Source organism: Halomonas sp. YLB-10 (assembly GCF_003856855.1).
Taxonomy (GTDB): domain Bacteria; phylum Pseudomonadota; class Gammaproteobacteria; order Pseudomonadales; family Halomonadaceae; genus Halomonas; species Halomonas litopenaei.
Genome location: NZ_RRCU01000003.1, coordinates 359,111 through 384,113 on the forward strand (window position 1 = coordinate 359,111; position 25,003 = coordinate 384,113).

Genomic DNA, 25,003 nt, shown 5'->3' on the forward strand with positions numbered 1-25,003 from the left:
GCGCTAATATCGCCATGCAAATTCGCTATCGTGTCCATAGCCAATGCCCGGAATATCGGTCGTAACGCTGCGCACGAGGCTCTTTCAGCGACATCACGTATTTTCAACAGGCAACCGCCGGATTCGCACCTTCATGACGCCCACTTCGACCCTGCTGCTCGCCTTCTCGCTATCTTCCGATGCCTTTGCCGCCTCGGTCAGCAAGGGTGCCTGCGTGCGTCGGCTGCGTTTCGTGGTGGCCCTGCAGACCGGCCTGCTGTTTGGTCTGGTGGAAGCCACGACGCCAATTATCGGCTGGCTGCTCGGCACCAGCGCCTATGACACCATTGCCCACTGGGATCACTGGATCATCTTCTTCCTGCTGCTCGCCCTGGGCGGCAAGATGATCCACAGTGGCCTCGCTCCCGCCCCCAAGGACTGCGCCAGCTGCGATTGCGGCACGACCAGCGATCGCACCCGCTGGTGGCTGATCATCGCCACCGCGATCACCACCAGCCTGGACGCCATGGCGGTGGGCGTAGGTCTGGCGTTCATGAACGCCAACATCTGGGTGACGGCACTGGCGATCGGTGGCGCCACCACCCTGATGGCGACCCTGGGCATGCTGCTGGGACGCCGGCTCGGCAAGACGGTGGGGCCGCGTGCCGAGATCCTCGGGGGGCTGGTCTTGATCGCCATCGGCGCCACCACTCTGTATCACCACCTGCTCGCCTGATCCTCTTGCCCGGTCGACCCTGTCGCGATCCCGGGCAGGTTAACTGCCAATGACTCGCTCCTAGCGCTCATCCATGCCGGCAACACGCCTGCTCTAGCAAAGTTCGTCCACGATCTCGCCCGTTTTGTCGATAGTCTGGTGCACTACTGCCGGTATCAGACGGCTGGACACCTCATGATCCTCAAGCCCAGCGCACAGGCGGCTCGATTGCCACGATGGATAGCGGTAACCGTTCTGGCCGTTCTGCTGACCGGCTGCGCTGAGCACTCCCCTCTCTCGCCAGCAGCGTCCGCCACCAGAACAGCCACCAGACCAGCCACCGAGATGACGTCAGCCCCCCTTCCGGGTCACGGCTTCCAGTCGTCGGTACAGATCGTCCAACGTGATCAGATTTCCGGCGACCGACAGCACCTTTCGGCCAGCCCGGCGCTGCCCAGCGCCTCCCGTTCCGCCGAGCTGGTGGCCGGGGGGATCGGACGGATGACCGCCAACCAGCTCACGACTCAGGGAACCGCCGTGGCCCGCGCTGTCGGTGCCGATGGATGGGCCAGCGCTACCGAGTCCGCCCTGGCAAGCACCGGGGCCTACCTTGAGGGACCATTGGGGGGATCTCTGGAAGCGGTTGAGGGTGTGCTCGACAGCGTCGCTGCTCTGCCGTTACTGCATCGCTTCGATGACCGGCTGCAGCGGGTGCTGTCACTGGATCGCTATCGACGTCGCCTGTCCAGCACGCTGGGCATCGGCCAGCAGGAACTCGATCTCGAGGAGCCATGGGGTGATCTTGAGCAGTCACTGACCACCCGAGTGGCTAACGCCATCCAGCTCGGCCTGGAACCGATCCTGATCACCTCCGACTCCTTGCTGTGGCCAAGCCTGGCGGCGGACCTGATCGTCGCCGGAGGCGATGCGCTGTCAGACATCAGCGCCACCACCGGCAACGCCCTGGTCGACGCCTCCGCCAGCGGGCTCAGTCGTGCCGGCCAGTGGGTCGCCCTGGCCGGTCAGGTGCTGGGCGGCAGGCGTGATGAGACCAGCCTGCAAGGGGTGGCGGCGCGCACGGCGCTGCGCCATGGCGGGATCAGCCACAGCGGCATTCCGCGGCTGGATGAGCAGGCCGTCGTCGGACTGGTCGAGAGTATCGGAAACGATGAGCGCAGCACGCTCACGGCAGCGACGGACCTGGGCCGAGGCAGCCTGAGTCAGATGCTGGCCACCGAGGCAGTGGGCCTGACCGGTGAGTTCGGCGTCATGGTCACACGTCCCGGCGACATGCTCGACAACCGGGTGACACTCGCCCTGGCCCCGGCCCAGCAACTGGGCGACATGTCGGCCAATCTGTCATCGCTGGTAGGCGACACTCGCACCACCCTCGAGGAGGTCGGACGGCTGGTCGATGCCGGCCAGGACCTGTCCGGGCGTTTGCAGGGTCTGGTGCTGGCGGACAGCCTGGACAGTGGTGTCACGACCCTTGGGCGCTTCGATCAGGGCCTCGACAGGACCGGCAACCGGCTGCTGCCCCTGGCCGACACCCTGGCAGACGGGCTGGCGCAGGCCGATACCCGCATCGAGACGCTGGCCGATCGCCTGGGAGGCACGCTTGACCCCGTCACCAGCGCCCAGCAGGACGGCGTCAACCGCCTGGCGGACGCCGTGGTGCAGGCGCCGATGTCCAGTCGCCCGTTAAGCGAACTGGGAGATGCCGTGGTCGCACTGGGCGACGGCATGCGCCTTGCGCCGATCGCCGCCGGGCTCGACTGGATGATGGTGGTGCCGGTACCCGGGCGCGAAGGCCCGCTCGCAGGCGACGCACCTGCCGACTCGCCAACCGCCGGCACAGACACCGACCGGAGTCCCGGCCACCCCACCGTCGACGGCCACGCCCTCGCCGGCTCCCGCGCTGACCATATGCCCTGAGAAGCCGTTGCCTCCGTGGCCTGAGCACGCCGCCACGGCAGCGCCATCTTCGCTTCAAGCTCCCGGGCATCTCAGGCGACAGCAGCGGCTGCAGCACCGGCTACCCGATCGATTTCCTTTAAAGCAGAGCCTGTTGAAACGTTGCTCAGACAGGCCCTCTCCAGCACGACCCTGTCTGGATCAACCCTGCCTATATCAACCCACCCCAGGGCGAATGGGCCAGAGCGCTGGCCGGCGTCGGCGCCAGCGGCAGGAGGGGCAGCAGGGTCGCCTGAAAGGCGTGATAGATATCCGGCTTGCCTTCCGGCCAGTAGCGCGCGCGGGGCTGGCTGCTCTCGTCGAGTTCGTGAATCCAGCCCCCCCGGTCATGATCGATGATGTGGCGATCGATGTAGGCCCACCAGGTGGCGTACCAGTCGGCATACTGCTGACGCCCGGTGCGCACCAGCAGCGCATGCGCCGCCCCCACCGCCTCGCTGGTGACCCAGTGGCGACGGGCGGTGATCACCGGACGCTTGTCCCAGTCCAGGGTGTAGACGAAGCCCGGCTGCCCGTCAGCCTGCCAGCCATGCTTGGCGGCGGCGGCAAACAGCCCTTCGGCGTCCTCCAGCAGCCAGGCCGGCGCTGGTCGTCCGTGCCTCAGGCACGATGCCTCCAGATTGAGCAGCAGGCGCGACCATTCCAGCGAATGTCCGGGCGTCAGGCCGAAGGGCCGGAACTGATCGGCGGGCAGGTCCTTGTGAAAGTCGTAGAGCACCGTCATCCGGCGATCGAAGTGCTCGGGGACCAGGTAATCATGCTGGCGGGCGTGGGTGTGAATAAAGCGCTCGGCGATCGCCACCGCACGATCGAGCCAACGTAGCTCTCCGGTAGCGTCGCACAGCGCCAGATAGGCCTCTATCGAGTGCATGTTGCTGTTGGCACCGAGATAGTCGTCGAGCTGCGTCCAGTCCCGCTCGTAGCTTTCCAGGCACAGCCCCATGTCGTCCGACCAGAAGTGGCGGTCGATGACGTCGATGGCCCGATCCAGCAGTTCGCGGGTTTCGCGACTGCCCAGCGCCATATGCGCCGACGAGGCGGCCAGCGCCACGAAGGCGTGGGTATAGGCGTGCTTGATGGTGGCGGCGCCGGGCTCCTGCTGTCCCTGGTACCAGCCTCCGTGTTGCTCGTCGGCGAGCAGCCCAAGCCCGGCGATGCCGTGTTCGACCTTGGCGCGGGCGAAGGGCACGCCGAGGCGGTGGGCGAGCGAGAACACATGGGTGAGTCGCGCGGTCTGCAGGGTCGTTACCGGCCTCGCGGCGTCCAGCTTGCCCTCGATATCGAGCCAGCCGTAGCCGCCCTGGGGGTGTTCGGCGGCGGCGCCGAACTCGAGCAGGCGCATCCCGGTCTTGGCGAGCCAGCGGCGGTGTTCGTCCTTGCGCAATAGACAGTCGTCCGGTGCAGCGATGTAGGTGGGATGTGACATGGCGTCCTCCGGGGTGACGAATCAAGGTGGCGAGTCGAGATGAGACCAAAGTGCTATACGTCTAGGCCTGACAGCGCGCTTTCGCTATCCTAGTATGACTACCATACAAGTCATATCAGACCAAAGCTCAAAGGCCTGACGCCTTAACGGCTCAAGGCTTCAACGGCCTCAAGGCTCAGAAGCCGGAAAGCTGAAAAGTCGAAAAGCTGGAAAGAATGAAACGCTCAACAACAGGTAGGTGCCCCCATGCTGACCCCCGCAATCGCTGAACTCTGGGAACAGGATGCCGCCGGTGGATCGGTGCGTCAGCGGCTCTACCGCGTACTTAGACTCGCCATCATCCGGATGCAGTTCGCCCCTGGCCAGGCACTGTCCGAGAAGGAGATTTCCGACGCCTTCTCGGTCAGCCGACAGCCGGTACGCGAAGCCTTTATCCGCCTGTCCGAGGCAGGTCTGGTCGACGTTCGACCACAACGCGGCACCTATGTCGTTGGCATCTCGCAGAAGTCGGTGCGCGAAGCGCGCTTCGTCAGGGAGGCGGTCGAAACCGCCGTCAGCGCCTCCGCCGCCAGGCAAGGGCTCGCCGACAAGGTGATCTACGAGCTGCGGGATCTGATCGAACGCCAGATTCGCTGCGCCAGCAGCGGCCAGTATGACCAGTTCTTCATCCTCGACGAGGACTTCCACCGCGTGCTCGCCCTTGGCGCCGGACACGAGACCGCCTGGCGCGTCATCGAAGAGGTCAAGGCACAGCTCGACCGGGTGCGCTACCTCAGCGTGCCTGACACCACGCCCTTCGAAAAGCTGGTCCAGCAGCACGCCGACATTGTCGATGCCATCGAACAGAGAGACGAAGACAAGGCCCGCCAGGCCATGCTGGTGCATCAAAGCGAGATCCTGATCTCCCTGCCCCAGATGGTGCAGCGCTTTTCGTCGATCTTCGAGGACACCAACGGCTGATCGTTATCTACCCGGCAGACGTCTCTCATGGGCAAGGGCCAGCCGGCCCCTGCCCTGCGGCCTGCCGGGCCACTCCCCCGGAAGCAACTGCAACAGCAACGACAACAACTGAAGCGACAACAACAAGTGATAAGGAGACGCCCCATGTTCAAGAAGTCTGTCATTCTCGCCGCCGCTGTCCTCAGCAGCACCCAGGCCCTTGCCGCCTACGAACTGAACCTGTCCACCGCCCAGAGCAGCCAGGACCCCATGGTCAAGGCGATGGAAAACGCCGCCGAACGGATCGAGGAAAGAAGCGAGGGCGAAGTCACCCTGAACATCTTCTCCAGCAGCCAGCTCGGCGCCGACAACGACATGATCGAGCAGATCCGCAACGGCGCCAACATCGCGGTACTGACGGACGCAGGCCGCCTGTCCGAGTTTCAGCCTGAGCTCGGGATTCTTGCTGCGCCCTACCTGGTCGAGAGCCACGAGGACTACGACCGCATCACCTCTTCCGAGCCCTACCTCGAGTGGGTCGAGCTGCTGGCGGAAAACACCGGCATGCGCCTGATGAACTACAACTGGTTCCAGGGCACCCGCCAGATGTTCACCCAGAAGCCGATCGAAGGTCCCGAGGACCTCGACGGTGTGCGCATCCGCACCATCAACTCCCCAGGCTGGATCAAGACCATCGAAGGCATGGGCGCGACCCCGGTACCGCTGCCCTGGTCGGAAATCTACTCGGCCATCCAGCTCGGCACCATCGACGGCGCCGAGGCGCAGTTGACCGGCGCCCACGGCCTGCGGCTGCAGGAAGTGACCAGCAACGTCACCCTGACCAATCACATCCACCTGATGACGGGCCTGCTGGTTTCCGAGCGCTGGTACCAGGAGCTTCCCGACGAGCTGCGCTCCATGCTCGACGAAGAGCTCAAGAAGGCCGGTGACGAAGCCACCCAGATGACGGTCGACGCCCAGGCCGATGTGCGCAAGGAGATGGAAGAGGCCGGCGTCGAGTTCGCCGAGGTCGACACCGAACTGTTCAGCAGCCAGATGCAGGCGGTTTACGACGACATGGGCTGGACCGAACTGCGCGAGCAACTCGAGCCTGTGCTCAGCGCCGGCGAATAACCCCCCCTCAAGACCTGATCCAAGCGTCCACCGCTGCCGATGCCGGCAGCGGCTGGGGAGGACCCATGTGGAAGCACTATGACACTTTCGAGGAGTGGCTGGCCGTCGCGCTGCTGTTTCTCACCGCGGCCAGCATCCTGTTCAGCGCCACCACCCGGGCCATGGGCAACCCCATGCTCGGCGGCGCCGAACTGGCCCAGCTGTTCTTTATCTGGGCCTGCATGTTCGGCGCAGATATCACCCTGAAGAAAGGAGGCCAGATTCGGGTCGATGCCCTGCTGACCCGGCTGCCCCGATCAGGCCAGTGGCTGGCGAACCTGGTGACGGTGGGACTGATGATCGTCTTTCTGGCTTGCCTGGCACGCTATGGTTTCTCGCTGGCGTTCTCCAACTGGCAGCGTCCCCTCGGCTTTGCCGGGATCAGCTACGGCTACGTGACGCTGGCACTGCCCGTAGGCGCCGTCATGATGATCGTCTCGCTGGTCAGGCGGCTTGCCGCGGTCGGCATTGTTCAGGCGCTGGAGCCCGACAGCGACCAGCAGGAGCAGCTTCTGTGACGACACTCGCCATCCTGATTCTCGGCCTGGTACTGATGGCCATCGGCATGCCGGTCGCCTTCGCCATCGGCATGGCCGGTTTTACCTATTTCCTGTTGCCCGAGACCTTCCTGCCGACCAGCACGGCGGTACAGCGGATCGTCTCGGCCAGTCAGTCCTTTCCGCTGCTGGCGGTGCCGCTGTTCATCCTGATCGGGCACCTGATGAACGCCAGTGGCATTACCCCACGTCTGCTGCGCCTGGCCACCCTGCTGACCGGCTGGATGACCGGCGGTCTGGCCCAGTCGAGCCTTGCCCTGAGCGCCATGATGGGGGGCATCTCCGGCTCGGCGGTGGCCGATGCGGCGATGCAGTCCCGGGTGCTGGGCGGCAACCTGATCGCACGGGGCTATTCGCCGGGCTTCACCGCCGCCCTGCTGTCCATCGGCGGGCTGATCACCGCCACCATTCCGCCGAGTATCGGCCTGATCATCTACGGCTTCCTCGGTGAGGTGTCGATCGGCCGGCTGTTCATCGCCGGCGTGGTGCCGGGCATCCTGCTGCTGGTGGCGCTGATGATCGCCACCAGCGTGATGTCGCACCGGCGCGGCTACGTGCCAGAACTCGAGAAGGCGCCGTCGCTGGGCGAAGTCTGGCAGGCGACCAGGAGCAGCATCTGGGCGCTGCTGTTCCCGGTATGGCTGCTGGTGGGCATCCGCTACGGCCTGTTCACCCCGTCCGAGGCCGGCGCCTTCGCCATCGTCTACGCCATCGTGGTGGGCTGCTTCATCCACCGGGAGCTGACCCTGACGTCGATCATCGATGCCTTCCGTGCCGGTGTCCGCGACGTCGGCATGATCATGCTGATCATCATGTTCTCCGGCGCCATCAGCTACGTGGTGTCCTTCGAACGAGTACCGCAGACCATCACCGAGGTCACCCTCGGGGTGTTCGAAAGCCCCACCACCCTGCTGCTGGTGCTGTCGCTGTTGCTGATCGTGCTGGGCATGCTGCTGGAGGCGACGGTGGTGGTCATGCTGCTGGCCCCCATCCTGGTACCGGTGATCAAGGCCGCCGGCATCGACCCGGTGCACTTCGGCCTGTTGATGATGACGCTGGTGACCTTCGGCGGCATGACGCCACCCGTCGGGGTGTCGATGTACACGGTGTGCGGCATTCTGCGCTGCTCCTTCATTTCCTACACCCGGGAAATGCTGCCCTTTGCCCTTGCCGTGTTCGCCGTGGTGCTGGCCATCATCTTCTTCCCGCAGATCGTGCTGTTTCTACCCGACTATCTGATGGGATAGCGGATGCACCAGGATGTAGTGAAGCGGACATGTCAGACACCGGCACCACACAACCGACCGAGCCTGCGGGCCTTCCTCCGGGACTGAGGTAGAGAACAAGATGACCCACTTCGTCGAAGCACCGAACTTCGCCTGCGACATCGGTATCGTCCACCTGGGACTCGGTGCCTTTCACCGTGCCCACCAGGCGGTCTATCTGGCGCGCTATCTCGAGCGCAGCGGTGACACCGCCTGGGGGCTGTGCAGCGCCAACCTGCGCTCCAGCGTCGGCCTGGTCGATGGGCTGCGTGCGGCGGGCCATCGCTACCATGTGGCCGAGTTCACCGATAGCGACAACGTCACGCTCAGAGAGATCGGCGTGATTCAGCAGACGCTGTTCACCGGCCGAGACAGCGAAGGCCAGCAGGGCCGGGATCTGGAAGCACTGCTGACGCGATTGACGTCTTCCAAGGTACGCATCGTGACCCTGACGGTGACCGAGAAGGGCTACTTTCTCAGCCCGACCAGCGGCGATCTGCTTGTCGACGATGCGATGATCAAGGCCGACATTGCCTCACCGAACACACCGCAGACCGCCCCCGGTATCCTGGTCGAGGCGCTGGCCCGCCGTCGCGCCGCCGGCCTGCCCCCCTTCACCGTGCTGTCCTGCGACAATATGCCGGACAACGGCCGCCGCACGCGCAACGCCATCGTGCAGCTCGCCGCCCTGCGCGACAGCGACCTGGCCGACTGGATCAGCGACCAGGTGGCGTTTCCCTGCAGCATGGTCGACCGCATCGCGCCGGCCATGACCGACGCCGACTTCGCCCGGCTGGGCGAGCTGGGAGTCGAGGATCCCAACGCGGTGGTGTGCGAGGCCTTTTCCCAATGGGTCATCGAGGATGACTTCCCCCAGGGCCGGCCCGACTGGGAAGCCGAAGGGGTCGAGATGGTCTCCGAGGTGGCCCCCTTCGAGACCATGAAGCTGCGCATGCTCAACGGCAGCCACTCACTGCTGGCCTACCTGGGCGCCATCGATGGCGTCGAGACGGTCTACGATGCGGTCAGCCGCCCCGAGTTCCGCGCCCTGCTGCGTCGTTACATGCTCAAGGAAGCGGCGACAACGCTGCACATGCCGGACGGGGTCGACCTCGAACGCTACGCCGACGAGTTGCTGGCCAGGTTCGCCAACGACAGTCTGCGCCATCGGCTGGCTCAGATCGCCATGGACGGCAGCCAGAAACTGCCCCAGCGCTGGCTTCACGGCGCCCTCGAGCGGCTGCAGGACGGCCACGAGGTACCCTGCACCGCACTGGGGCTGGCCGCCTGGGTACGCTACACCTCCGGCGTCTCGCTCGACGGCCAGCCACATGAGGTGAACGACCCGCTGGCATCGCGCTTCATCGAGCTGCATGAACGTCACGGCGATGACCCTGAAGCGCTGGTGGCGGCCTTTCTGGCCCAGCAGGACATCGTCCCTGCGGCCCTGGCGGCGCAGCAGGGATTTGCCGATGCTGTCACCGATGGCTACCGCCGACTGATCAATACCGGGCTTGCGGCGTCACTGAGCACCCTCTAGCCGGGCCCGAGAAAAGGAGATTTCCATGCAACACACCTGGCGCTGGTTCGGCCCCAAGGACCCGATCCGACTCGAGGAGATTCGCCAGACCGGCGCGACCGGCATCGTCACCGCGCTGCACGAGGTGCCCAACGATGAGGTCTGGTCCCGGCAGGCCATCGCCGAGCGCAAGCAGATGATCGAGGACGCTGGCCTCGAATGGTCGGTGGTGGAGAGCGTGCCGGTGCACGAGGCGATCAAGAAAGGACTGCCCGAGCGCAACGCCCTGATCACCCACTACTGCGATACCCTGCGCAACCTGGCGGCCTGCGGCATCGATACCGTGTGCTACAACTTCATGCCGGTGCTCGACTGGACCCGCACCGACCTGCGCTGGGCGATGCCGGATGGCGCCCTGGCGCTGCGCTTTGACCAGACAGCCTTTGCCGCCTTCGACCTGTACCTGCTCGCCAGACCAGGCGCCGAGAACGAGTACAGCGACGACGAGAAGACCGAAGCCAGGAGCTACCTCGATAGCCTGGACGCCGAAGCCCGCCAGTCACTGGTCGATACCCTGATCGCCGGCCTGCCCGGCGCCGAAGAGCACTACACCCTGGAGCGCTTTCGCGAGGTACTGGCCGGATACGCCGAGATCGATGCCGCGCGGCTGCGCGAGCACCTCGGCTACTTTCTGAAAGCGGTCATCCCGGTCGCCGAAGAACTCGGCATCAAGATGGCGATCCACCCCGATGACCCGCCCCGGCCGCTGCTCGGCCTGCCCCGGGTGGTCTCGACGGCGGCGGACGCCGAGTGGATCCTTGAGGCCGTCGACAGCCCCGCCAATGGCCTGACGCTGTGCACCGGGTCCTACGGCGTGCTCGCCGCTAATGACCTGGCCGCCATGGTTCAGCGCTTTGGTCCCAGCATCCACTTCGTGCATCTGCGCTCGACCCGGCGCGAGTCCCCCGACCCTCGCTCCTTCCACGAGGCGCCTCACCTGGACGGTGATGTCGACATGGTCGCGGTCATCAGCGCGCTGGTCGCCGAGGAACGCCGCCGCGAGCGCGACGGCGGCCGACGCTTGCCGCTGCGTCCCGACCACGGCCACCACATTCTCGACGATCAGCACCGCGCCACCGCTCCGGGCTACCCGCTGTACGGCAGGCTGCGCGGCCTGGCCGAGCTGCGTGGCGTCGAGACTGCGGTACGCCAGCTCACCTGACGCCCTGGCGTTCTACCAGCCGCTGCGCTGGCGACGCCCGTCGCAGCGGGAGTGGTCCAGCGCAACGAAAACGACCAGGCGGGGAGGCACGTTCCCCACCTGGTCGGCTCAGGACACCTTCAGCCCGCCTGGTCGGGCCACGACAAGGAGCTGCATCGACGACTCCTCAGGTCGGCAGGTACTCCTCGCTCCAGCTCTCCGACACGACGCCTTCTGCGATCAACCGATCGATCTCCTCTGGGCTGTGCCCCAGCTCCTCGAGAACCTGACGGCTCGAGCTGCCGTACTTCTCCGACGGTGCCAGCGGATAGATGCGACCTCGCTTGGGACGGATGGCGTACGGATCAAGCTGCGTGATGACGTGACCGCTAGGGTGCTCGTCGTAGACGGTGAAGGAGTAGCTGCCACGATCGATGCCCGGGGTGTTGTCCCAGCGCCGCGAATTGTAGGAGCGCAGGGCCTCGATGTTCTCGCACACCGCCGCGGCGATGCCTGCCTTCTGCAGCCGTTCCACCCAGTCGGTGGCCACCGCATTGATAAAGCGAGGTGCCAGATAGGCCGCCCGCTCCTCCGGCGGAACATCGACCACCCCTTCGATCCCCGGCACCTGGGCGAACTTGTGCAGGTCCCGCTCGTAGGCGCTGATCAGCACCACCCCGTCGGCGGTGAAATAGAAGCGTGACAGATCGTCGTAGCCGTTGAGTTCACGGCCCGAGGGCTCGTCGAACAGACCGCGACGCTCGTAGTCGTAGCAGAACGGCATCTGGGCCAGGCCGCTGAGCGCCGACAGCGAGGTCTTGACCCGGCTGACCCGGCGAGTACGCAGCTTCTGGTACAGGGCGGTGGCGACACCAAGAGAGGCACCGAAGCCGCACATCACGTCGATGGTGCCGACGTGGGCGTGCTCTTCTGGCGTGTCCATGCTGCCCCCGAAGCGCAGCATGATGCCGGTGGTGGCCTGCACCAGGTCGTCGTAGCCCAGGTAGTTGGTCCGGGGGCCCGGCTTGACCCCGCTGAAGCAGTCGAGCTGGCAGAAGATCGCCTCGGGATTGATGCGCTGCATTTCCGCCTCGGTCAGCCCCATCCGCTCCACCTGCCTGTCGGTGGCATTCCACACCACCACGTCGCTCTGGCGGATCAGCTCGTCGAGGATTTCACGCCCCCGAGGCACCTGGATATCGGTCAGCAAGGAGCGCTTGGAGCGCATATGCGACAGGCCGAAGATGACCGTGTTCCAGCAGTCGTAGAACGGCTTGGCGGGGTCCACCTTGATGATGTCGGCGCCGAAGCGTGCCAAAAAGGCCACCGAGTGGGGACCGGCGATGACGTTGCACAGGTCCAGCACCTTGACGCCTTCGAGCCAACCGTCCTTGGCGTTGCGCGCGCGAACCCGGGGCAGCTTGGTCTCGATGCGATGCAGCACCGCCAGCGCCTGGTCGAACGACACCCAGCGGCGCGGCGTTGGGGTGAGCATCTCGTGGCCGCTGTCGTGCAGCCAGACCATCGGGCCGGGCTGGGTCATCAGGCCGAATTCGGGATCGTCCACTTCGATCATCAGCCCGGCGGTCTCGGCGTGGTCGTCGTGGATCCACTCCTGCAGCCAGCGCTGCGGCGCGCCGGGGAACTTGCCACGGCCGAAGATCTTCTCCCACTCCTTGGAGGTTCGGGTCAGGAAGACCTCCTTCATACGCGCGGCGATATGATCCGCCCAACGCTTGGGCAGCGGGTAGACGCCAAGTGACACGTCACTCTGCCACTGGCTGGTGGGCGCATAGGTGTCGGACTCTTCCACCAGCCCTTCCTCCACCAGCTCGTCGTAGAGACCGAGCACCTTGAGGCAGCGCTTGGCGTGCTCCTTGTGACTCGGGCAGACCACGTAGAACATGCGCCCGTCCTTGCACTTGTAGCTGCGATAGAAGGGATCGAGCAGTTCCTGCAGTTCGTCGTAGTTCAGGTTCATCGGCGCGCCTTCGATGCGGCGGCGCTCGATCTCCTTTTCGCGCTGGGTCTTGTAGCGCTCCGGCAGGCCCTCGATCTTGATCGAGTTGTAGCAGAGGCCTTCCATCAGGGCGCAGGCGATGGGCACTTCGATCTCGTCGCCGAGGCCGGTACGCTCACGCGCCTGCAGCGCCAGGGTGACGGCGGTGGCCGCCAGCATGGTGCCGTAGGCCGAGCCCAGCGGCAGCGGCGAGAAGGACGGATTGATGCCCATCAGCACCCGGTTGAGCCCCATGTCGGTAAACACCCCCGAGTGGGCGGCGATGACGCTCTCGAAGGCCCGCCAGTCACGGCGCAGCTCGTCGTTGGAGGCAAAGCCCGGCATCGACAGGGTGATCAGCTCCGGACGCTCTTCGCGCAGCGCGCTGAAGTCGATGCCCAGGCGCTGCATGACACCGGGCCGGAAGCTTTCGATCACGATATCGGCCTCCTCGATCAGCGCCAGCGCCTGTTCGAGGCCCTCTTCAGTCTTGAGGTCGATCGTCACGATCAGCTTGTTGCGCTGCAAGGTGGCGTTGGCCGGTGACTCCCACATGGGCCCCGTGGGCGGGTCCACGTGAATAACCGTGGCGCCCAGGTCGGCGAGGATCATCGCCACCGCAGGGCCGGCCATGTACTGACCGAAGTCGATGACCTTGACGTCCTTGAGCGGCAGTTGGGAATGGGGATTCGGTGACATCGGGGTCTTCCTGTAAAGCAAGGGTGGCAACGGGAGGAGGCCGAAGCCTCCTCGGTGACGTCAGTGTTTGTCGTCTTCGATGACCAGGTGGGGTTCAAGGACCTTCTTGGCGAAGTCCTGGCGCAGCCAGCGCGGCAACGTGAGGAGGCCGAAGCCTCCTCGGTGAGGTCAGTGTTTGCCGTCTTCGATGACCAGGTGGGGTTCAAGGACCTTCTTGGCGAAGTCCTGGCGCAGCCAGCGCACCAGTGACCAGGCCAGGATCGCCAGCACGGGAATCATCGGCAGCGCCACCACGATGGTGGAGGTCTGCACCGGCTTGAGCCCGCCAAGCTGGATCAGCGCTACCCCGACGCCGGCGATCAAAAATGCCCAGATCAGGCGGATCTTGCGCTGCGGTTCCTGATAGCCAGACAACTTGCGCGAGGTCACCGACGCCAGCACGTAGGCGGAGCTGTCCAGGGTCGTCGCCAGGAAGATGAAGCACAGCAGCACGAACAGGGTGGTAATCACGCCGGACATCGGCAGGGTGCCGAGGATCGCCTCGACGGCGGCGGGGATGCCTTCGGCCGAAAGAATGGCCGCCACGTCCAGGGTGCCGGAGATCTGCAGGTCCAGCGCATAGCCGCCCCACACCGCGAAGAACACCCAGCAGCCCAGGGATCCGAACACCATTTCGGCGATGATCAGCTCACGGATGGTGCGACCGCGCGAGATGCGGGCGACGAACAGGCCCATCATCGGGGCGTAGGCGATCCACCAGGCCCAGTAGAACACCGTCCAGTCGCGCCAGAAGCTGGAGTCCCCCACCGGGTCGGTCCACATGCTCATGGGCACGAAGTTGGAGACCATCTTGCCGAGGCTGTTGACCCAGCCCTCCACCATGAACAGGGTGTCGCCCACCACCAGGGTGAAGACCAGCAGTACCCCCGCCAGCAGCACGTTGATGTCCGACAGGATCTTGATGCCCTTGGCCAGGCCGAACCACACACTGGCGGAGAAGATGGCGGTCCAGATCAGCAGCACCGCGATATCCAGCATGAATGACGGTGACACCCCAAGCAGACCGCTCAGCAGCTGCGATACCAGCGGCACCGCCAGCCCCAGCGAGGTACCGACGCCACCGACGATGCCGAACACCACCACCGCATCGAGAAGCGCGCCCCACCAGCCGTCGGCATGACGCCCCAGCACCCCGCGGGCGGCCACGGACAGCCTGACGCCCGGGCGGTTGTGGACGAACATGGAGTAGGCGATCGGGATGGCCGGCAGACAATAGAAGGCCCAGGGCGTGAAGCCCCAGTGGAACTGACCGTAGGTCAAGGCCCACTCGGCCGCTTCCTGTGAGCTTGGCTCGACGCCGAAGGGAGGGCCGGTGAAATAGTAGATGGGTTCGACCCAGGCCCAGTTGACGATGGCGATGCCGATACCACCGGCAAAGATCATCGCCACCCAGCTGAAGTAGGAAAACTCCGGCTTGTCATCGGGGCCGCCGAGCCGCACGTTGCCGTAGCGGCTGATGGCCAGGCCCACCAGAAAGACCACCACGGCGATGCCGGCGAGCAGATACAGCCAGCCGAATCGCCCGGTGGCGAAGGCAAAGGCCGCATTGACCAGTGCGGCCCCCGACTCCGGGAACACGATGATGGGCAGGATCAGGCCTGCGATGACCAGCACGGCGGGTACGAAGACCCGCAGGTCGAGCCGATCGGAATGGGACTCTGGCGCGTTCATCAGGGATACCTTTATCGTTTGTTGTTGTGACGCTTGCTGCGCAGGACGCCGGCGTCAGCCGGCGGCCTCGAGCATCCAGCCCGCCGCTCGCTCGGCGATCATCAAGGTCGGCGAGTTGGTATTGCCGCTGGTGATGGTCGGCATGACGCCGGCGTCCGCCACCCGCAGGCCCTGGATGCCCCTCACCCGCAGGCGTGAGTCGACCACCGCCATGGGGTCATCGGCCTGGCCCATCCGGGTGGTTCCGACCGGGTGGAAGATGGTGGTGCCGATGTCACCGGCCAGCCGCCACAGCTCTTCATCGGTCTGGTACTGGACGCCGGGCTTGACCTCCTCCGGTTCGTACCTGGCGAACGCCTTCTGCTCGGCGATCCTGCGGGTGACGCGCAGCGAGTCCGCCGCGACCCGCCGGTCCTCGTCGGTGCTCAGGTAGTTGGGGGCGATGGACGGCGCCTGGGCCGGATCGGCGCTCTGGATCCTGACGCTGCCGCGACTGGTCGGATTCAGGTTGCAGACGCTGGCGGTGACCGCCGGATAGGGATGCAGCGGCTGGCCGAAGGCCTCCAGACTCAGGGGCTGGACGTGGTACTGGATGTTGGGGTGCTCATGCTCGTCGCTGCTGCGGGTGAAGATACCGAGCTGAGACGGCGCCATGCTCATCGGGCCTGTGCGCTTGAGCAGGTACTCCATCCCGATGCCGGCCTTGCCCCACAGGGTGCTGGCCATGGTGTTGAGGGTCTTGGCGCCCTTGACCTTGTATACCGAACGGATCTGCAGATGGTCCTGCAGGTTCTCGCCAACCCCCGGCAGTTCGTGGACGACGTCGATGCCGTGCTGCTTGAGCAGCTCACCAGGTCCGATGCCGGAGAGCTGCAGGATCTGGGGTGAGCCGATGGCGCCGGCGGACAGCACCACCTCACGGCGCGCCCTGGCCAGCTGGGTGGTGCCCTCGCGCTTGACCTCGACCCCTTCACAGCGCTTCTCGCCGTCGGGCTCGCCGCCGGCGACGATCAGCCGGTTAACCTGGGTGGAGTGCCACAGCGTCAGGTTCGGCCGCTTGAGCGCCGGGCGCAGGAACGCCTTGGCGGTGTTCCAGCGCCAGCCGGAGCGCTGGTTGACCTCGAAGTAGTCGACCCCCTCGTTGCTGCCACGGTTGAAGTCCTGGGTCCGTGGGATTCCCGCCTGGACCGCCGCCTCGGCGAAGTCGTCCAGCACCTCCCACTTGAGCCGTTGCTTCTCGATGCGCCACTCGCCGCCGTGACCGTGAAAGTCCCGGTGGGCGGCGTCGGCGTCGCCGCCCTCGTCCAGACGATAGTGATCCTCGTGCTGGATGAAGGCCGGCAGGCAGTGCTCCCAGCGCCATTGGTCGTCACCGGTGACCTCGGCCCAGTGGTTGTAGTCCCGGGCCTGGCCGCGCATGTAGATCATGCCGTTGATGCTGGAGCAGCCGCCGAGGGTCTTGCCGCGCGGGTAGAGCAGCGAGCGCCCGTTGAGGCCCGCGTCCGGATCGGTGCGAAAGCGCCAGTCGGTACGCGGGTTGTCGATGCAGTACAGGTAGCCCACCGGCACGTGGATCCAATGGTAGTTGTCGCGACCACCGGCTTCGATCAGCAGCACCCGGTTGTTGGGGTTGGCGCTCAAGCGATTGGCCAGCAGGCACCCGGCGGTGCCTGCTCCGACCACGATGTAGTCAAACTCGCTGTCGTATTGTTGTGCGGTTGTCATCGCAGATCTCTCGATTCAGGGCGTTATTTGGCGGTCGGCATCACGAACTCCGCGCCCGCCTCGATGGAGTCGGACCAGCGCTGCATGATCGACTTCTGCTTGGTGTAGAAGCGCACGCCCTCTTCGCCGTAGGCGTGCATGTCGCCGAACAGCGAGCGCTTCCAGCCACCGAAGCCATGCCACGCCATGGGCACCGGAATCGGCACGTTGATGCCGACCATGCCCACCTGGATGCGACGGCCAAACTCGCGGGCCACCTTGCCGCTCTCGGTGAAGCAGCTGACACCGTTGCCGAACTCGTGGTCATTGATCAGCTCGATGGCGGTGGCCACGTCCGGCACGCGCACGCAGGCCAGCACCGGGCCGAAGATCTCCTCGCGGTAGATCGTCATCTCCGGGGTGACGTGATCGAACAGGGTGCCGCCCATCCAGAAGCCCTCGCTGCAGCCTTCACCGGTGTTGCTGCTGTCGAAGCCACGGCCATCGACCACCAGCTCGGCACCCTCCTCGACGCCCTTGTCGATGTAGCCGGTAATACGCTGATGGGCCTGGGCGGTGACGATCGGCCCCATCTCGGCGTCCAGCTGCATGCCGTCCTTGACCTTGAGACCCCGGGCGCGCTCGGCGATCCGGGCCACCACGTCATCGGCCACGTCGCCGACCAGCACCGCCACACTGATGGCCATGCAACGCTCGCCGGCGGAGCCGAAGGCGGCACCGATCAGCGCGTCCACCGCCTTGTCGAGGTCGGCGTCGGGCATCACCACCATGTGGTTCTTGGCGCCACCGAGGGCTTGCACACGCTTGCCCAGGGCCGCACCACGCTGGTAGATCAGGTTGGCGATGGGAGTGGAGCCGACGAAGGACAGCGCCTTGACGTCGGGGTGGTCGATCAGCGCGTCCACTGTTTCCTTGCCACCCTGGACCACGTTGAACACGCCGTCGGGCAGCCCGGCCTGCTTGAGCAGGTCCGCCATCATCAGCGAGGCGCTGGGATCGGTGGGGCTGGGCTTGAGGATGAAGCTGTTGCCGGCGGCGATGGCGACCGGGAACATCCACATCGGCACCATGGCCGGGAAGTTGAACGGGGTGATGCCGGCGACCACACCAAGCGGCTGGCGCAGTGTCCAGTTGTCGATGCCGGTGCTGACCTGGTCGGTGAAGTCGCCCTTGAGCAGCTGCGGGATTCCGCAGGCGAACTCGACGATATCGATACCCCGTGCCACCTCGCCCTGGGCGTCGGTGAAGACCTTGCCATGCTCACGGGTGATCGCCTCGGCCAGGGCGTCCTTGTTGGCATTGAGCAATTCGAGGAAGCGGAACATCACCCGGGCGCGGCGGATGGGCGGGGTGTCGGCCCAGCTCGGGAAAGCCGCCTTGGCCACCTCCACCGCCTTGTCGATCTCGCTGGCGGAGGCCAGCGCCACGCGGCCACTGACCTGGCCGGTCGCCGGGTTGTAGACGTCCTGATGACCCAGGGAGGCGCTTTCGTCGATCTGGCCGCCGATGAAGTGAGGAATCGTCGAGGTCATGGGGTGCTCCTTTATAAGCGTTGTTTAAGTCATTCGAGCGTGGCCGTATGAGGAAAGGTGCCCAGCCTGCTCGTCTTGTCGCTGTACAGCCTAGCTCTGGTGGCGATCTGAGCAATTGAGTTATTTGAAACCCAGATATAAAGTTCTCAAATAACACGCTCTATGAAAGGAAGGCGCCATGCAGGACTACCCCACGCTGCGAGCATTCGTCACGGTGGCGCACCTCGGCAGCGTCTCCCGCGCCGCCGAGGCGCTGCATCTCACCCAGCCGGCGGTTAGCCTAAAGTTGAAGCAGCTGCAGGCAACGCTGGGACTGACGCTGTTCCACCGCCGCCCCCAGGGACTGGAGCTGACGGCCCACGGTCAGGCACTGCTGCCCACCGCCGAAAAGGCCCTGGAGAGCGCTCGGGTGTTCGATCAGATGGCCCGCTCGCTGCACTCGACGGTGCGTGGGCTGTTGAGAATCGGCACCATCATCGATCCCGAGTTCATCCGTCTGGGCAGCTTTCTCAAGGTGCTGGTCGAGCGCGCCCCGGAACTCGAGACCGAGCTGCACCACGGCATGAGCGGTTACGCCCTGTCGCGAGTGGAGCGCGGCGAGCTGGATGCAGGTTTCTATCTGGCGCCCCCCGGAACAGGCAGCACCCACGCCGACGGTACCGGCGAACTTGCGTTTGTCGAGCTGACCCACTTTCGCTACTACGTGGTGGCGCCCTCCGGATGGGAATCGCGGGTCGAGGACACCCGCTGGTCGACGCTGGCCACCCTGCCCTGGATCGTCACACCCCCCGACTCGGTCCATCATCGACTGCTCAAGCGCGCCATGCAGGACAGCGGCGAGACGCCTCGGCGGGTCGCCCAGGTCGACCAGGAAGCCTGCATGCTCGACCTGGTACGCGCCGGGGTGGGGTTAAGCCTGGCCCGGGACTCGCTGGCTCTGACCGAGCGCCAGCGCAGCGGCCTGACCATCGTCGAGGGGGTGACGTTGGACTGCGCCCTGTGCTTTGTGTGGAAGAAGGAACGCACCCGCGAGCCGCCGCTGCAGGCCGCGCTTGCCACCCTGGAGAGCGTCTGGCCCAACCGGCCTGGGTGAGACTTGTAGGAAAAGTGCCTGCGCTCGGTGGCTTTGCGTACAAGACCCAGGGCCTGAGTCAGCCCAGGGGCAGACCCCGCGGGCAGGCGCCCGACCCCGCTGATAGGCGCCCGAACCCGCCGATACGCGCCCGAACCCGCTTTGACAGCAGCGCCAAATGCACCAGAGCTGCGCCTTTCTGCGCCTGGCGACGCTCGAATCCGTCGTCGGGTGCTACCCTCCAGACGTTGGCTGACGGCTTTCCCCGGTTCAGGTCAAGGGCGACGCCTGTCTCGATCGCTCCTTGCTCGCGCCGTCAGTGCGTACTTCCAGCCACCAGATGTCAGCGTCACGCTCCCTTCGTTCTTCACCACAAGGAATGTCCCCATGACCGACCTTTCCCGTTTCCCCATCACTGCCAAGTGGCCGGCGACACACCCCGAGCGCCTGCAGCTCTACTCGCTGCCGACCCCCAACGGGGTCAAGGTCTCGATCATGCTGGAGGAAGTCGGGCTGGACTACGAAGCGCACCGGGTCAACTTCGATACCAGAGACCAGCACTCTCCCGAGTTTCTCTCGCTCAGCCCCAACAACAAGATTCCCGCGATCCTCGACCCCGACGGCCCCGAAGGCCAGCCGATCGGACTGTTCGAGTCAGGCACGATTCTGCTGTACCTGGCCGACAAGACCGGCCAGTTGGTGCCCCAGACGCCCCAGGCCTACTACCAGGCCCTGCAATGGCTGATGTTCCAGGTCGGCGGGGTAGGCCCGATGTTTGGCCAGATCGGCTACTTCCACTTCTTCGCCGGCAAGGAACTCGAGGACAAGCGCCCTCTTCAGCGCTACGTGGACGAGGCCAAACGCCTGCTTGGGGTGCTGGACAAGCGCCTGGAACAGCGCGAGTGGATCATGGGCGAGGACTACTCGGTGGTGGATATCGCCATCCTTCCCTGGGTACGTAACCTGGTCTACCGCTACGACGCCGGAGATCTGGTCGAGTTTGCCAACTTCCCCCACGTCGACCGCACCCTCCAGGCGTTTCTCGAGCGCCCCGCCGTGCAACGAGGCCTCAAGGTCCTGGCCTGAGGCGATATAGCAGGCGCTACCAGGGTGAAGGTGGCGATCGGTAAACGTGGCGATCGGTAGAGGTAGAAGTAGAGCGAGACGAAATGAGGTGAGAGCCGCACCATCGACCCTCATCCCACGGGTGACTCGCCGCCGGGTTCAGGCGATGATTGTGCCGGCACAGCAGACTCGGCGAGCCTCAAGGCGCGCCGTCCTGTGCCTGTCCGCCTGCCCCGTGGCCCCACAGCCCCGGGCAACACCCCCACACGACGGAATCACCGCTCATGCCCGTTCGCCCCGTTCATCTTCTGCCCCTCGTCTTCGCCGTGGGGACCACCTCCGCCCAGGCGGCCTCCGCGCCAAAAGACGCCGACCGGAGTACCGTCGAGCAGCAGAGTAGCCGATTCTGCGAAAACCCGACCATGGACCAGCAGATCGAGGCACTGATGGGTCAACACGGCATCCCGGGGGTGTCGGTGGCACTGATCGACCACGGCAACATCTGCCTGAGCCACTACGGCGTCGCCAGCCGGGAGTCCTCGACCGGCGCCGCCGTGAACGACGACACCCTGTTCGAGATCGGCTCTGTCAGCAAGACCTTCACCGCGGCGCTGGGCGCCTGGGTGCAGCAAGGCGGAGCCTTCTCCCTGAGCGACAGCGCGGCCAGCATCGAGCCCGACTTCGAGGGTCGTCCAGTAGGCGAGGTCAGCATGGTAGAGCTTGCCACCTACACCGCCGGCGGCTTCCCGCTACAGTTTCCCGCGGGCGTCGACGACGCCACCCTCCACGACTACTTCGTGAACTGGCAGCCGGACTTTGCCGCCGGCACCAAGCGCCTGTACTCGAACCCCAGCATCGGCCTGTTCGGCCTGCTCGCGGCCCAGAGCGAAGGCTCAAGCTTCGCTGAGCTGATGCAGGACAGCGTGCTGCCCACACTTGGCCTCGATGCCACCTGGCTTACGGTGCCCGACGACCAGGCCCGCCACTACGCCCAGGGCTACAACGGCGATGACCAGCCTGTGCGCGTCAACCCGGGCCCGCTGGACACCCAGGCCTACGGCATCAAGACCACGGCACGGGACCTGGCACGCTTCGTTCAGGCCAATATCGACGCCTATCAAGGCAGCCAGGACGACCAGCGCATGGCACAAGCCCTGCTAGCCACCCATCAGGGCTACGCCGCCGTCGGCGAGATGCAGCAGGGACTCGCCTGGGAAAGCTACGCCCTGCCGACGACCCTCGATACGCTGCAAAACGGCACCACCGCAGAGATGGCGCTGGAGCCCCAGCCCGTCACCATGCTCGAGCCGTCAGGCGAGCCACAGCCCCAGCGCTGGTACCACAAGACCGGCTCCACCGGCGGCTTCGGCGCCTACGCCGCCTTTATGCCGGCGCATGAACTGGGCATCGTCATCCTCGCCAACAAGCGCTACCCCAACGGCGAGCGCGTCGAAGCCGCCTGGCGGATACTGGAAGCGCTGGAGCAGTAAGAACGAAAAGTGCTTGAACCCGGTGCCGCCCGGAGCAATGAAACAAGGAGCGAAGCAAGGGCGAAGCACTGGGCTGTGCAAAGGCAATACATGGGGCAGAGAAGCGTCTACGACCGGTGGTAGGCACTAACCGAGCCAACCAATGAAACCAGACGGCCTGGGCGCTGAATTCTCCAGCCCTCAGGCCCTGAAAGCCGCAGCACAAGCACCGGGGGGAAGCGCTTGGAAAAGACGATAGCTTGTCTGAATCGCAGAAAGCGTCAGGGAGCGTCGGCTCGCAACGTGAAGCCAAGGGCATTCATGACCTTCATGACTGTCGCAAAACTTGGGTTCCCATCGGCCGAAAGCGCCTTGTAAAGCCCTTCGCGGGTCAGGCCGGTATCGCGCGCCAGTTGCGTCATGCCTCGCGCTCGAGCGATATCGCCAAGCGCCGCCACGACGAGTGCGGGATCACCTTCTTCAAGGCAGGCCTCAAGATACAAGGCCATGTCTTCTTCCGTCTGCAGATGGTCAACGACATCCCATTTCTGAAGTGTGCTCATGGTGCCTCCGTCAACTCCCTCGCCAATCGCTTGGCGAGTTCGATATCTCTGGCCTGGCTGGACTTGTCGCCGCCTGCCAGCAAAATGATCAGTTCGTGCCCCTTCTGGACGAAATACACTCGGTAACCAGGCCCGTAATGGATCCTCAGTTCCGAGACTCCCTCACCGACAGCCTCACAGTCACCGACATTACCCAGTTCAACGCGCCGTAGCCGAGCCAGTATCCTGGCCTTGGCCCTGGGATCTCGCAGCTTGGCGAACCAGGCAGCATAGGACTGCGTCTCGCGGATCATATTCATACCATCAAGTGTTAACCATAGTTAACACCTTGACAAGTTTTTTGCTCGGCGTACCACGGCCTTATCCCAACGACCTAAACGCCCCCTTGGGGCTGGTACACTACGCGCCCTCTCCTGCCCGACCTCTTGATGCCGATGACTGACCGAGATCCCCTGGCCCAGGCCCGCCGATTTTCCGTGGCGCCGACGATCGGTAGGAGGTAAAGCCCACAGTCACGGGCTTTCCCGGTATCGTGCGCCAAAAATGCACCAGCAAGAAACAGTGGCACGGATCCTACCGCTGAAGTTGCGCTTGTCGGTGAGACAGGCGCGAGCATGGATGTGACGAACGCATACGTGCGCATTAGAGGCGGCCCCGCTGACCTTCCCCTGACATATCGCCTTTCCTTGCAGGAGGCTATTGAGCCCCCTTATCGAAACGCGCACAGTCGGATGTGCTCGACTCAATTCTCCTCATAGGCATCAGCCACCGCACGCTCGATAAGTTCCGGAGCCACACCGCGAGCCTTCAACGCCTCCACCAAACGCCGCACACCATCATCGAGATAGCGAGCCTCATCGCGACGCAGTCCCTCGCTGACGTAGGCTTTCAGCAGCGTCTGGTAGCCTTGAAACCCCTTCAGTGGCGCTATCGCCTTCAGCGACTCCACCACATCAACCGGCACCCGCAGCGTCACTGTCGTCATGGGACGGTCCTTCGCCAATCGCCTTTTCAAGGTCTCATTGAGCATAAATCGCCTCCTCTCGCCTGGTGGCCCGTCGCGCCGAGATGATGCGCAAGCCATCATCGCGAATCTCGACATACACCACGAACAACAATCGAGTGTGGGTATCGAAGCCAATGACGGCCTCACGAGGTTGTCCATTGCGTGAGGCGTCCTGCACTACTAGCAGCGGATCATCGAATACAGCAACCGCGGCCTCGAAATTGACACCGTGCTTGTGCCAATTGCTGATCGCCTTGGACAGGTTCCAGCAAAACGTCGTGCCACGATGCGGGTACTGGATATCCATATCGAACCCTATGTACATACATTGTATTTACATTCCTGCGAAAGGACAAATCGTACCCCCTTGCTGAACTCCATCAGTACACAGAGGCTCGAGACAGCGTCCCCACCAACGGTCTAGCTGGCACCACACAACTCCGCCTGGTACCCATCGTCGATTCCACAATACCCACTCCAACAGCAGGGCGTGGGCACAACTCCTCTATCTGCAAAAGTCTTGCCTAGAAGGCAGTACCAGAGGCAACCGTTCGTCCCCCCCCTCCGTCACCACACCAACAATGAAAACGCCCCCTTGAGGCTGGTACACTACGCGCCCTCTCCTGCCCGACCTCTTGATGCCGATGACTGACCGAGATCCCCTGGCCCAGGCCCGCCGCTTCTCTGTGGCGCCGATGATGGATGGGACAACAAAGCCCTGAACCACGGGCCTTATCAGCCAACTGGTACACTTCTGGTACACAGACCCACTTTTCAACGGAGCCGGCGCGAGCCGGCTTTGTCATATCCGTATGACTGTATCGCTGCTTTGCTGATATCTCCGCGAATGCTCGATTCTGCAGACGAGTGCGAAGTGTGCTGATAGAGCGTGACGTGACGCGCGTGCACGCATCATAGGCGGAGGGAGTCTCAGAATCCGTGGGGGGCTCGGAAAAAGGTAACAAAGGTAATGGGTTGCCAAAAAATGGCTTAACCCTATGATTTAAAAGCAATTCGAACGGGTGTCCAAAAGGTAACAAAAAGGTGATGAAAAGGTGATGCGTTACCTTTTTAAGAGGTGATATCTTCAATTTCAACAATCCATACAAATCAGACACTTACCAGAGCGTTACCTTTTGCGTTACCTTTTGCGACCTTTTTACGGTTACAAGATTTTTTATGAAAAACAGCAAGATAAGCATCGAAGAGATACCCCGTGACCGATGTTACCTTTTTCCGAGCACCCCCCACTCCCTCTGAGGAGGCTCATACCCGCTGCCCCTCCATCTCTTTGATTTCGCATGATTCCGCATGAAAACCATCACCCAACCCTTCGTGAGGAAGCCCAGTGCCTGGGCGGGCTGCACCGTGACGCATGGGTGCACAAAAAACGA

Annotated in this window: 20 protein-coding genes; 11 read left to right on the top strand and 9 right to left on the bottom strand. The window is 64.3% G+C overall.

The annotated features are described in order from the left end of the window. Positions 1–133 precede the first annotated feature (133 nt). Together EBB56_RS09050 and EBB56_RS09055 are read left to right on the top strand one after the other, a co-directional pair. Positions 134–715 carry a manganese efflux pump MntP family protein gene (locus EBB56_RS09050; RefSeq protein WP_045991826.1) on the top strand — a complete coding sequence of 194 codons (582 nt, stop codon included), beginning with the start codon at positions 134–136 and terminating at the stop codon, positions 713–715. Positions 716–1,039: 324 nt separating this feature from the next. Next, positions 1,040–2,629 (top strand): hypothetical protein, encoded by a 1,590-nt coding sequence (locus EBB56_RS09055; RefSeq protein WP_124803991.1) that lies wholly within the window; start codon positions 1,040–1,042, stop codon positions 2,627–2,629. A gap of 190 nt (positions 2,630–2,819) precedes the next feature. Here the strand turns inward: EBB56_RS09055 and EBB56_RS09060 are convergent, their stop codons facing one another. Further along, positions 2,820–4,094 carry an AGE family epimerase/isomerase gene (locus EBB56_RS09060; RefSeq protein WP_124803993.1) on the bottom strand — a complete coding sequence of 425 codons (1,275 nt, stop codon included), beginning with the start codon at positions 4,092–4,094 and terminating at the stop codon, positions 2,820–2,822. 246 nt (positions 4,095–4,340) lie between these two features. Between EBB56_RS09060 and EBB56_RS09065 the strand changes: the two genes are divergently transcribed. From EBB56_RS09065 to uxuA, 6 genes are all read left to right on the top strand, one after another. Beyond that, complete coding sequence (locus EBB56_RS09065; RefSeq protein ID WP_045991829.1) at positions 4,341–5,054, top strand: GntR family transcriptional regulator; 714 nt, start codon at positions 4,341–4,343, stop codon at positions 5,052–5,054. A gap of 144 nt (positions 5,055–5,198) precedes the next feature. After that, on the top strand, positions 5,199–6,167 hold the full coding sequence (locus EBB56_RS09070) for a C4-dicarboxylate TRAP transporter substrate-binding protein (RefSeq protein WP_045991830.1): 969 nt from the start codon (positions 5,199–5,201) through the stop codon (positions 6,165–6,167). Positions 6,168–6,232: 65 nt separating this feature from the next. Continuing rightward, positions 6,233–6,724 (top strand): TRAP transporter small permease, encoded by a 492-nt coding sequence (locus EBB56_RS09075; RefSeq protein WP_045991831.1) that lies wholly within the window; start codon positions 6,233–6,235, stop codon positions 6,722–6,724. After that, complete coding sequence (locus EBB56_RS09080; RefSeq protein WP_083970262.1) at positions 6,721–8,010, top strand: TRAP transporter large permease; 1,290 nt, start codon at positions 6,721–6,723, stop codon at positions 8,008–8,010. The genes EBB56_RS09075 and EBB56_RS09080 overlap by 4 nt, the downstream gene beginning before the upstream one ends. 100 nt (positions 8,011–8,110) lie before the next feature. Further along, complete coding sequence (locus EBB56_RS09085; RefSeq protein ID WP_124803995.1) at positions 8,111–9,568, top strand: mannitol dehydrogenase family protein; 1,458 nt, start codon at positions 8,111–8,113, stop codon at positions 9,566–9,568. Between the two features lie 25 nt (positions 9,569–9,593). After that, entirely contained in the window at positions 9,594–10,769 is a 1,176-nt protein-coding gene (gene uxuA / locus EBB56_RS09090; protein ID WP_124803997.1) for a mannonate dehydratase, read from the top strand. Between the two features lie 166 nt (positions 10,770–10,935). On the opposite strand, the gene EBB56_RS09095 is transcribed toward uxuA, so the two are convergent. The 4 genes from EBB56_RS09095 to EBB56_RS09110 all read right to left on the bottom strand — a co-directional run bounded on the left by EBB56_RS09095 (position 10,936) and on the right by EBB56_RS09110 (position 18,434). Continuing rightward, entirely contained in the window at positions 10,936–13,446 is a 2,511-nt protein-coding gene (locus EBB56_RS09095; RefSeq protein WP_124803999.1) for a CoA transferase, read from the bottom strand. A 168-nt stretch (positions 13,447–13,614) separates the two neighbouring features. Further along, positions 13,615–15,177 carry a BCCT family transporter gene (locus EBB56_RS09100; RefSeq protein ID WP_108133289.1) on the bottom strand — a complete coding sequence of 521 codons (1,563 nt, stop codon included), beginning with the start codon at positions 15,175–15,177 and terminating at the stop codon, positions 13,615–13,617. Between the two features lie 54 nt (positions 15,178–15,231). Further along, positions 15,232–16,902, bottom strand: a complete 1,671-nt coding sequence (locus EBB56_RS09105) for a GMC family oxidoreductase (RefSeq protein WP_124804001.1) — start codon at positions 16,900–16,902, stop codon at positions 15,232–15,234. Positions 16,903–16,925: 23 nt separating this feature from the next. Then, the gene (locus EBB56_RS09110; RefSeq protein ID WP_124804003.1) at positions 16,926–18,434 is read right to left on the bottom strand and encodes a CoA-acylating methylmalonate-semialdehyde dehydrogenase; all 1,509 of its coding nucleotides are present in this window, start codon (positions 18,432–18,434) and stop codon (positions 16,926–16,928) included. Positions 18,435–18,612: 178 nt separating this feature from the next. Between EBB56_RS09110 and EBB56_RS09115 the strand changes: the two genes are divergently transcribed. From EBB56_RS09115 to ampC, 3 genes are all read left to right on the top strand, one after another. After that, positions 18,613–19,527: a LysR family transcriptional regulator gene (locus tag EBB56_RS09115; RefSeq protein WP_108133286.1), complete on the top strand. Its 915-nt coding sequence runs from the start codon at positions 18,613–18,615 to the stop codon at positions 19,525–19,527. A 366-nt stretch (positions 19,528–19,893) separates the two neighbouring features. Beyond that, on the top strand, positions 19,894–20,592 hold the full coding sequence (locus EBB56_RS09120; RefSeq protein ID WP_108449125.1) for a glutathione S-transferase N-terminal domain-containing protein: 699 nt from the start codon (positions 19,894–19,896) through the stop codon (positions 20,590–20,592). Positions 20,593–20,855: 263 nt separating this feature from the next. Next, positions 20,856–22,061: a class C beta-lactamase gene (ampC, locus tag EBB56_RS09125; protein WP_124804005.1), complete on the top strand. Its 1,206-nt coding sequence runs from the start codon at positions 20,856–20,858 to the stop codon at positions 22,059–22,061. Between the two features lie 260 nt (positions 22,062–22,321). On the opposite strand, the gene EBB56_RS09130 is transcribed toward ampC, so the two are convergent. From EBB56_RS09130 to EBB56_RS09145, 4 genes are all read right to left on the bottom strand, one after another. Next, positions 22,322–22,603, bottom strand: coding sequence for an addiction module antidote protein (locus tag EBB56_RS09130; protein ID WP_045991840.1), 282 nt, complete (start codon positions 22,601–22,603; stop codon positions 22,322–22,324). Continuing rightward, complete coding sequence (locus tag EBB56_RS09135) at positions 22,600–22,902, bottom strand: type II toxin-antitoxin system RelE/ParE family toxin (protein ID WP_045991841.1); 303 nt, start codon at positions 22,900–22,902, stop codon at positions 22,600–22,602. Before EBB56_RS09135 ends, EBB56_RS09130 begins: the two co-directional genes overlap by 4 nt. 443 nt (positions 22,903–23,345) lie before the next feature. Next, entirely contained in the window at positions 23,346–23,633 is a 288-nt protein-coding gene (locus tag EBB56_RS09140) for a hypothetical protein (protein WP_108449122.1), read from the bottom strand. Further along, the gene (locus EBB56_RS09145) at positions 23,623–23,916 is read right to left on the bottom strand and encodes a BrnT family toxin (protein WP_124804007.1); all 294 of its coding nucleotides are present in this window, start codon (positions 23,914–23,916) and stop codon (positions 23,623–23,625) included. The genes EBB56_RS09140 and EBB56_RS09145 overlap by 11 nt, the downstream gene beginning before the upstream one ends. Between the last annotated feature and the right edge of the window lie 1,087 nt (positions 23,917–25,003).

Bases quoted from the DNA above. Each gene is read 5' to 3' on its own strand.
- EBB56_RS09110 (WP_124804003.1), bottom strand. From the start codon at position 18,434: ATGACCTCGACGATTCCTCACTTCATCGGCGGCCAGATCGACGAAAGC.
- EBB56_RS09115 (WP_108133286.1), top strand. From the start codon at position 18,613: ATGCAGGACTACCCCACGCTGCGAGCATTCGTCACGGTGGCGCACCTC.
- EBB56_RS09055 (WP_124803991.1), top strand. From the start codon at position 1,040: ATGACGTCAGCCCCCCTTCCGGGTCACGGCTTCCAGTCGTCGGTACAG.
- EBB56_RS09070 (WP_045991830.1), top strand. From the start codon at position 5,199: ATGTTCAAGAAGTCTGTCATTCTCGCCGCCGCTGTCCTCAGCAGCACC.
- EBB56_RS09135 (WP_045991841.1), bottom strand. From the start codon at position 22,902: ATGAATATGATCCGCGAGACGCAGTCCTATGCTGCCTGGTTCGCCAAG.
- EBB56_RS09140 (WP_108449122.1), bottom strand. From the start codon at position 23,633: ATGCTCAATGAGACCTTGAAAAGGCGATTGGCGAAGGACCGTCCCATG.
- EBB56_RS09145 (WP_124804007.1), bottom strand. From the start codon at position 23,916: ATGGATATCCAGTACCCGCATCGTGGCACGACGTTTTGCTGGAACCTG.
- EBB56_RS09105 (WP_124804001.1), bottom strand. From the start codon at position 16,902: ATGACAACCGCACAACAATACGACAGCGAGTTTGACTACATCGTGGTC.
- EBB56_RS09130 (WP_045991840.1), bottom strand. From the start codon at position 22,603: ATGAGCACACTTCAGAAATGGGATGTCGTTGACCATCTGCAGACGGAA.
- EBB56_RS09085 (WP_124803995.1), top strand. From the start codon at position 8,111: ATGACCCACTTCGTCGAAGCACCGAACTTCGCCTGCGACATCGGTATC.
- EBB56_RS09095 (WP_124803999.1), bottom strand. From the start codon at position 13,446: ATGTCACCGAATCCCCATTCCCAACTGCCGCTCAAGGACGTCAAGGTC.
- ampC (WP_124804005.1), top strand. From the start codon at position 20,856: ATGCCCGTTCGCCCCGTTCATCTTCTGCCCCTCGTCTTCGCCGTGGGG.
- EBB56_RS09075 (WP_045991831.1), top strand. From the start codon at position 6,233: ATGTGGAAGCACTATGACACTTTCGAGGAGTGGCTGGCCGTCGCGCTG.
- EBB56_RS09120 (WP_108449125.1), top strand. From the start codon at position 19,894: ATGACCGACCTTTCCCGTTTCCCCATCACTGCCAAGTGGCCGGCGACA.
- uxuA (WP_124803997.1), top strand. From the start codon at position 9,594: ATGCAACACACCTGGCGCTGGTTCGGCCCCAAGGACCCGATCCGACTC.
- EBB56_RS09065 (WP_045991829.1), top strand. From the start codon at position 4,341: ATGCTGACCCCCGCAATCGCTGAACTCTGGGAACAGGATGCCGCCGGT.
- EBB56_RS09060 (WP_124803993.1), bottom strand. From the start codon at position 4,094: ATGTCACATCCCACCTACATCGCTGCACCGGACGACTGTCTATTGCGC.
- EBB56_RS09050 (WP_045991826.1), top strand. From the start codon at position 134: ATGACGCCCACTTCGACCCTGCTGCTCGCCTTCTCGCTATCTTCCGAT.
- EBB56_RS09100 (WP_108133289.1), bottom strand. From the start codon at position 15,177: ATGAACGCGCCAGAGTCCCATTCCGATCGGCTCGACCTGCGGGTCTTC.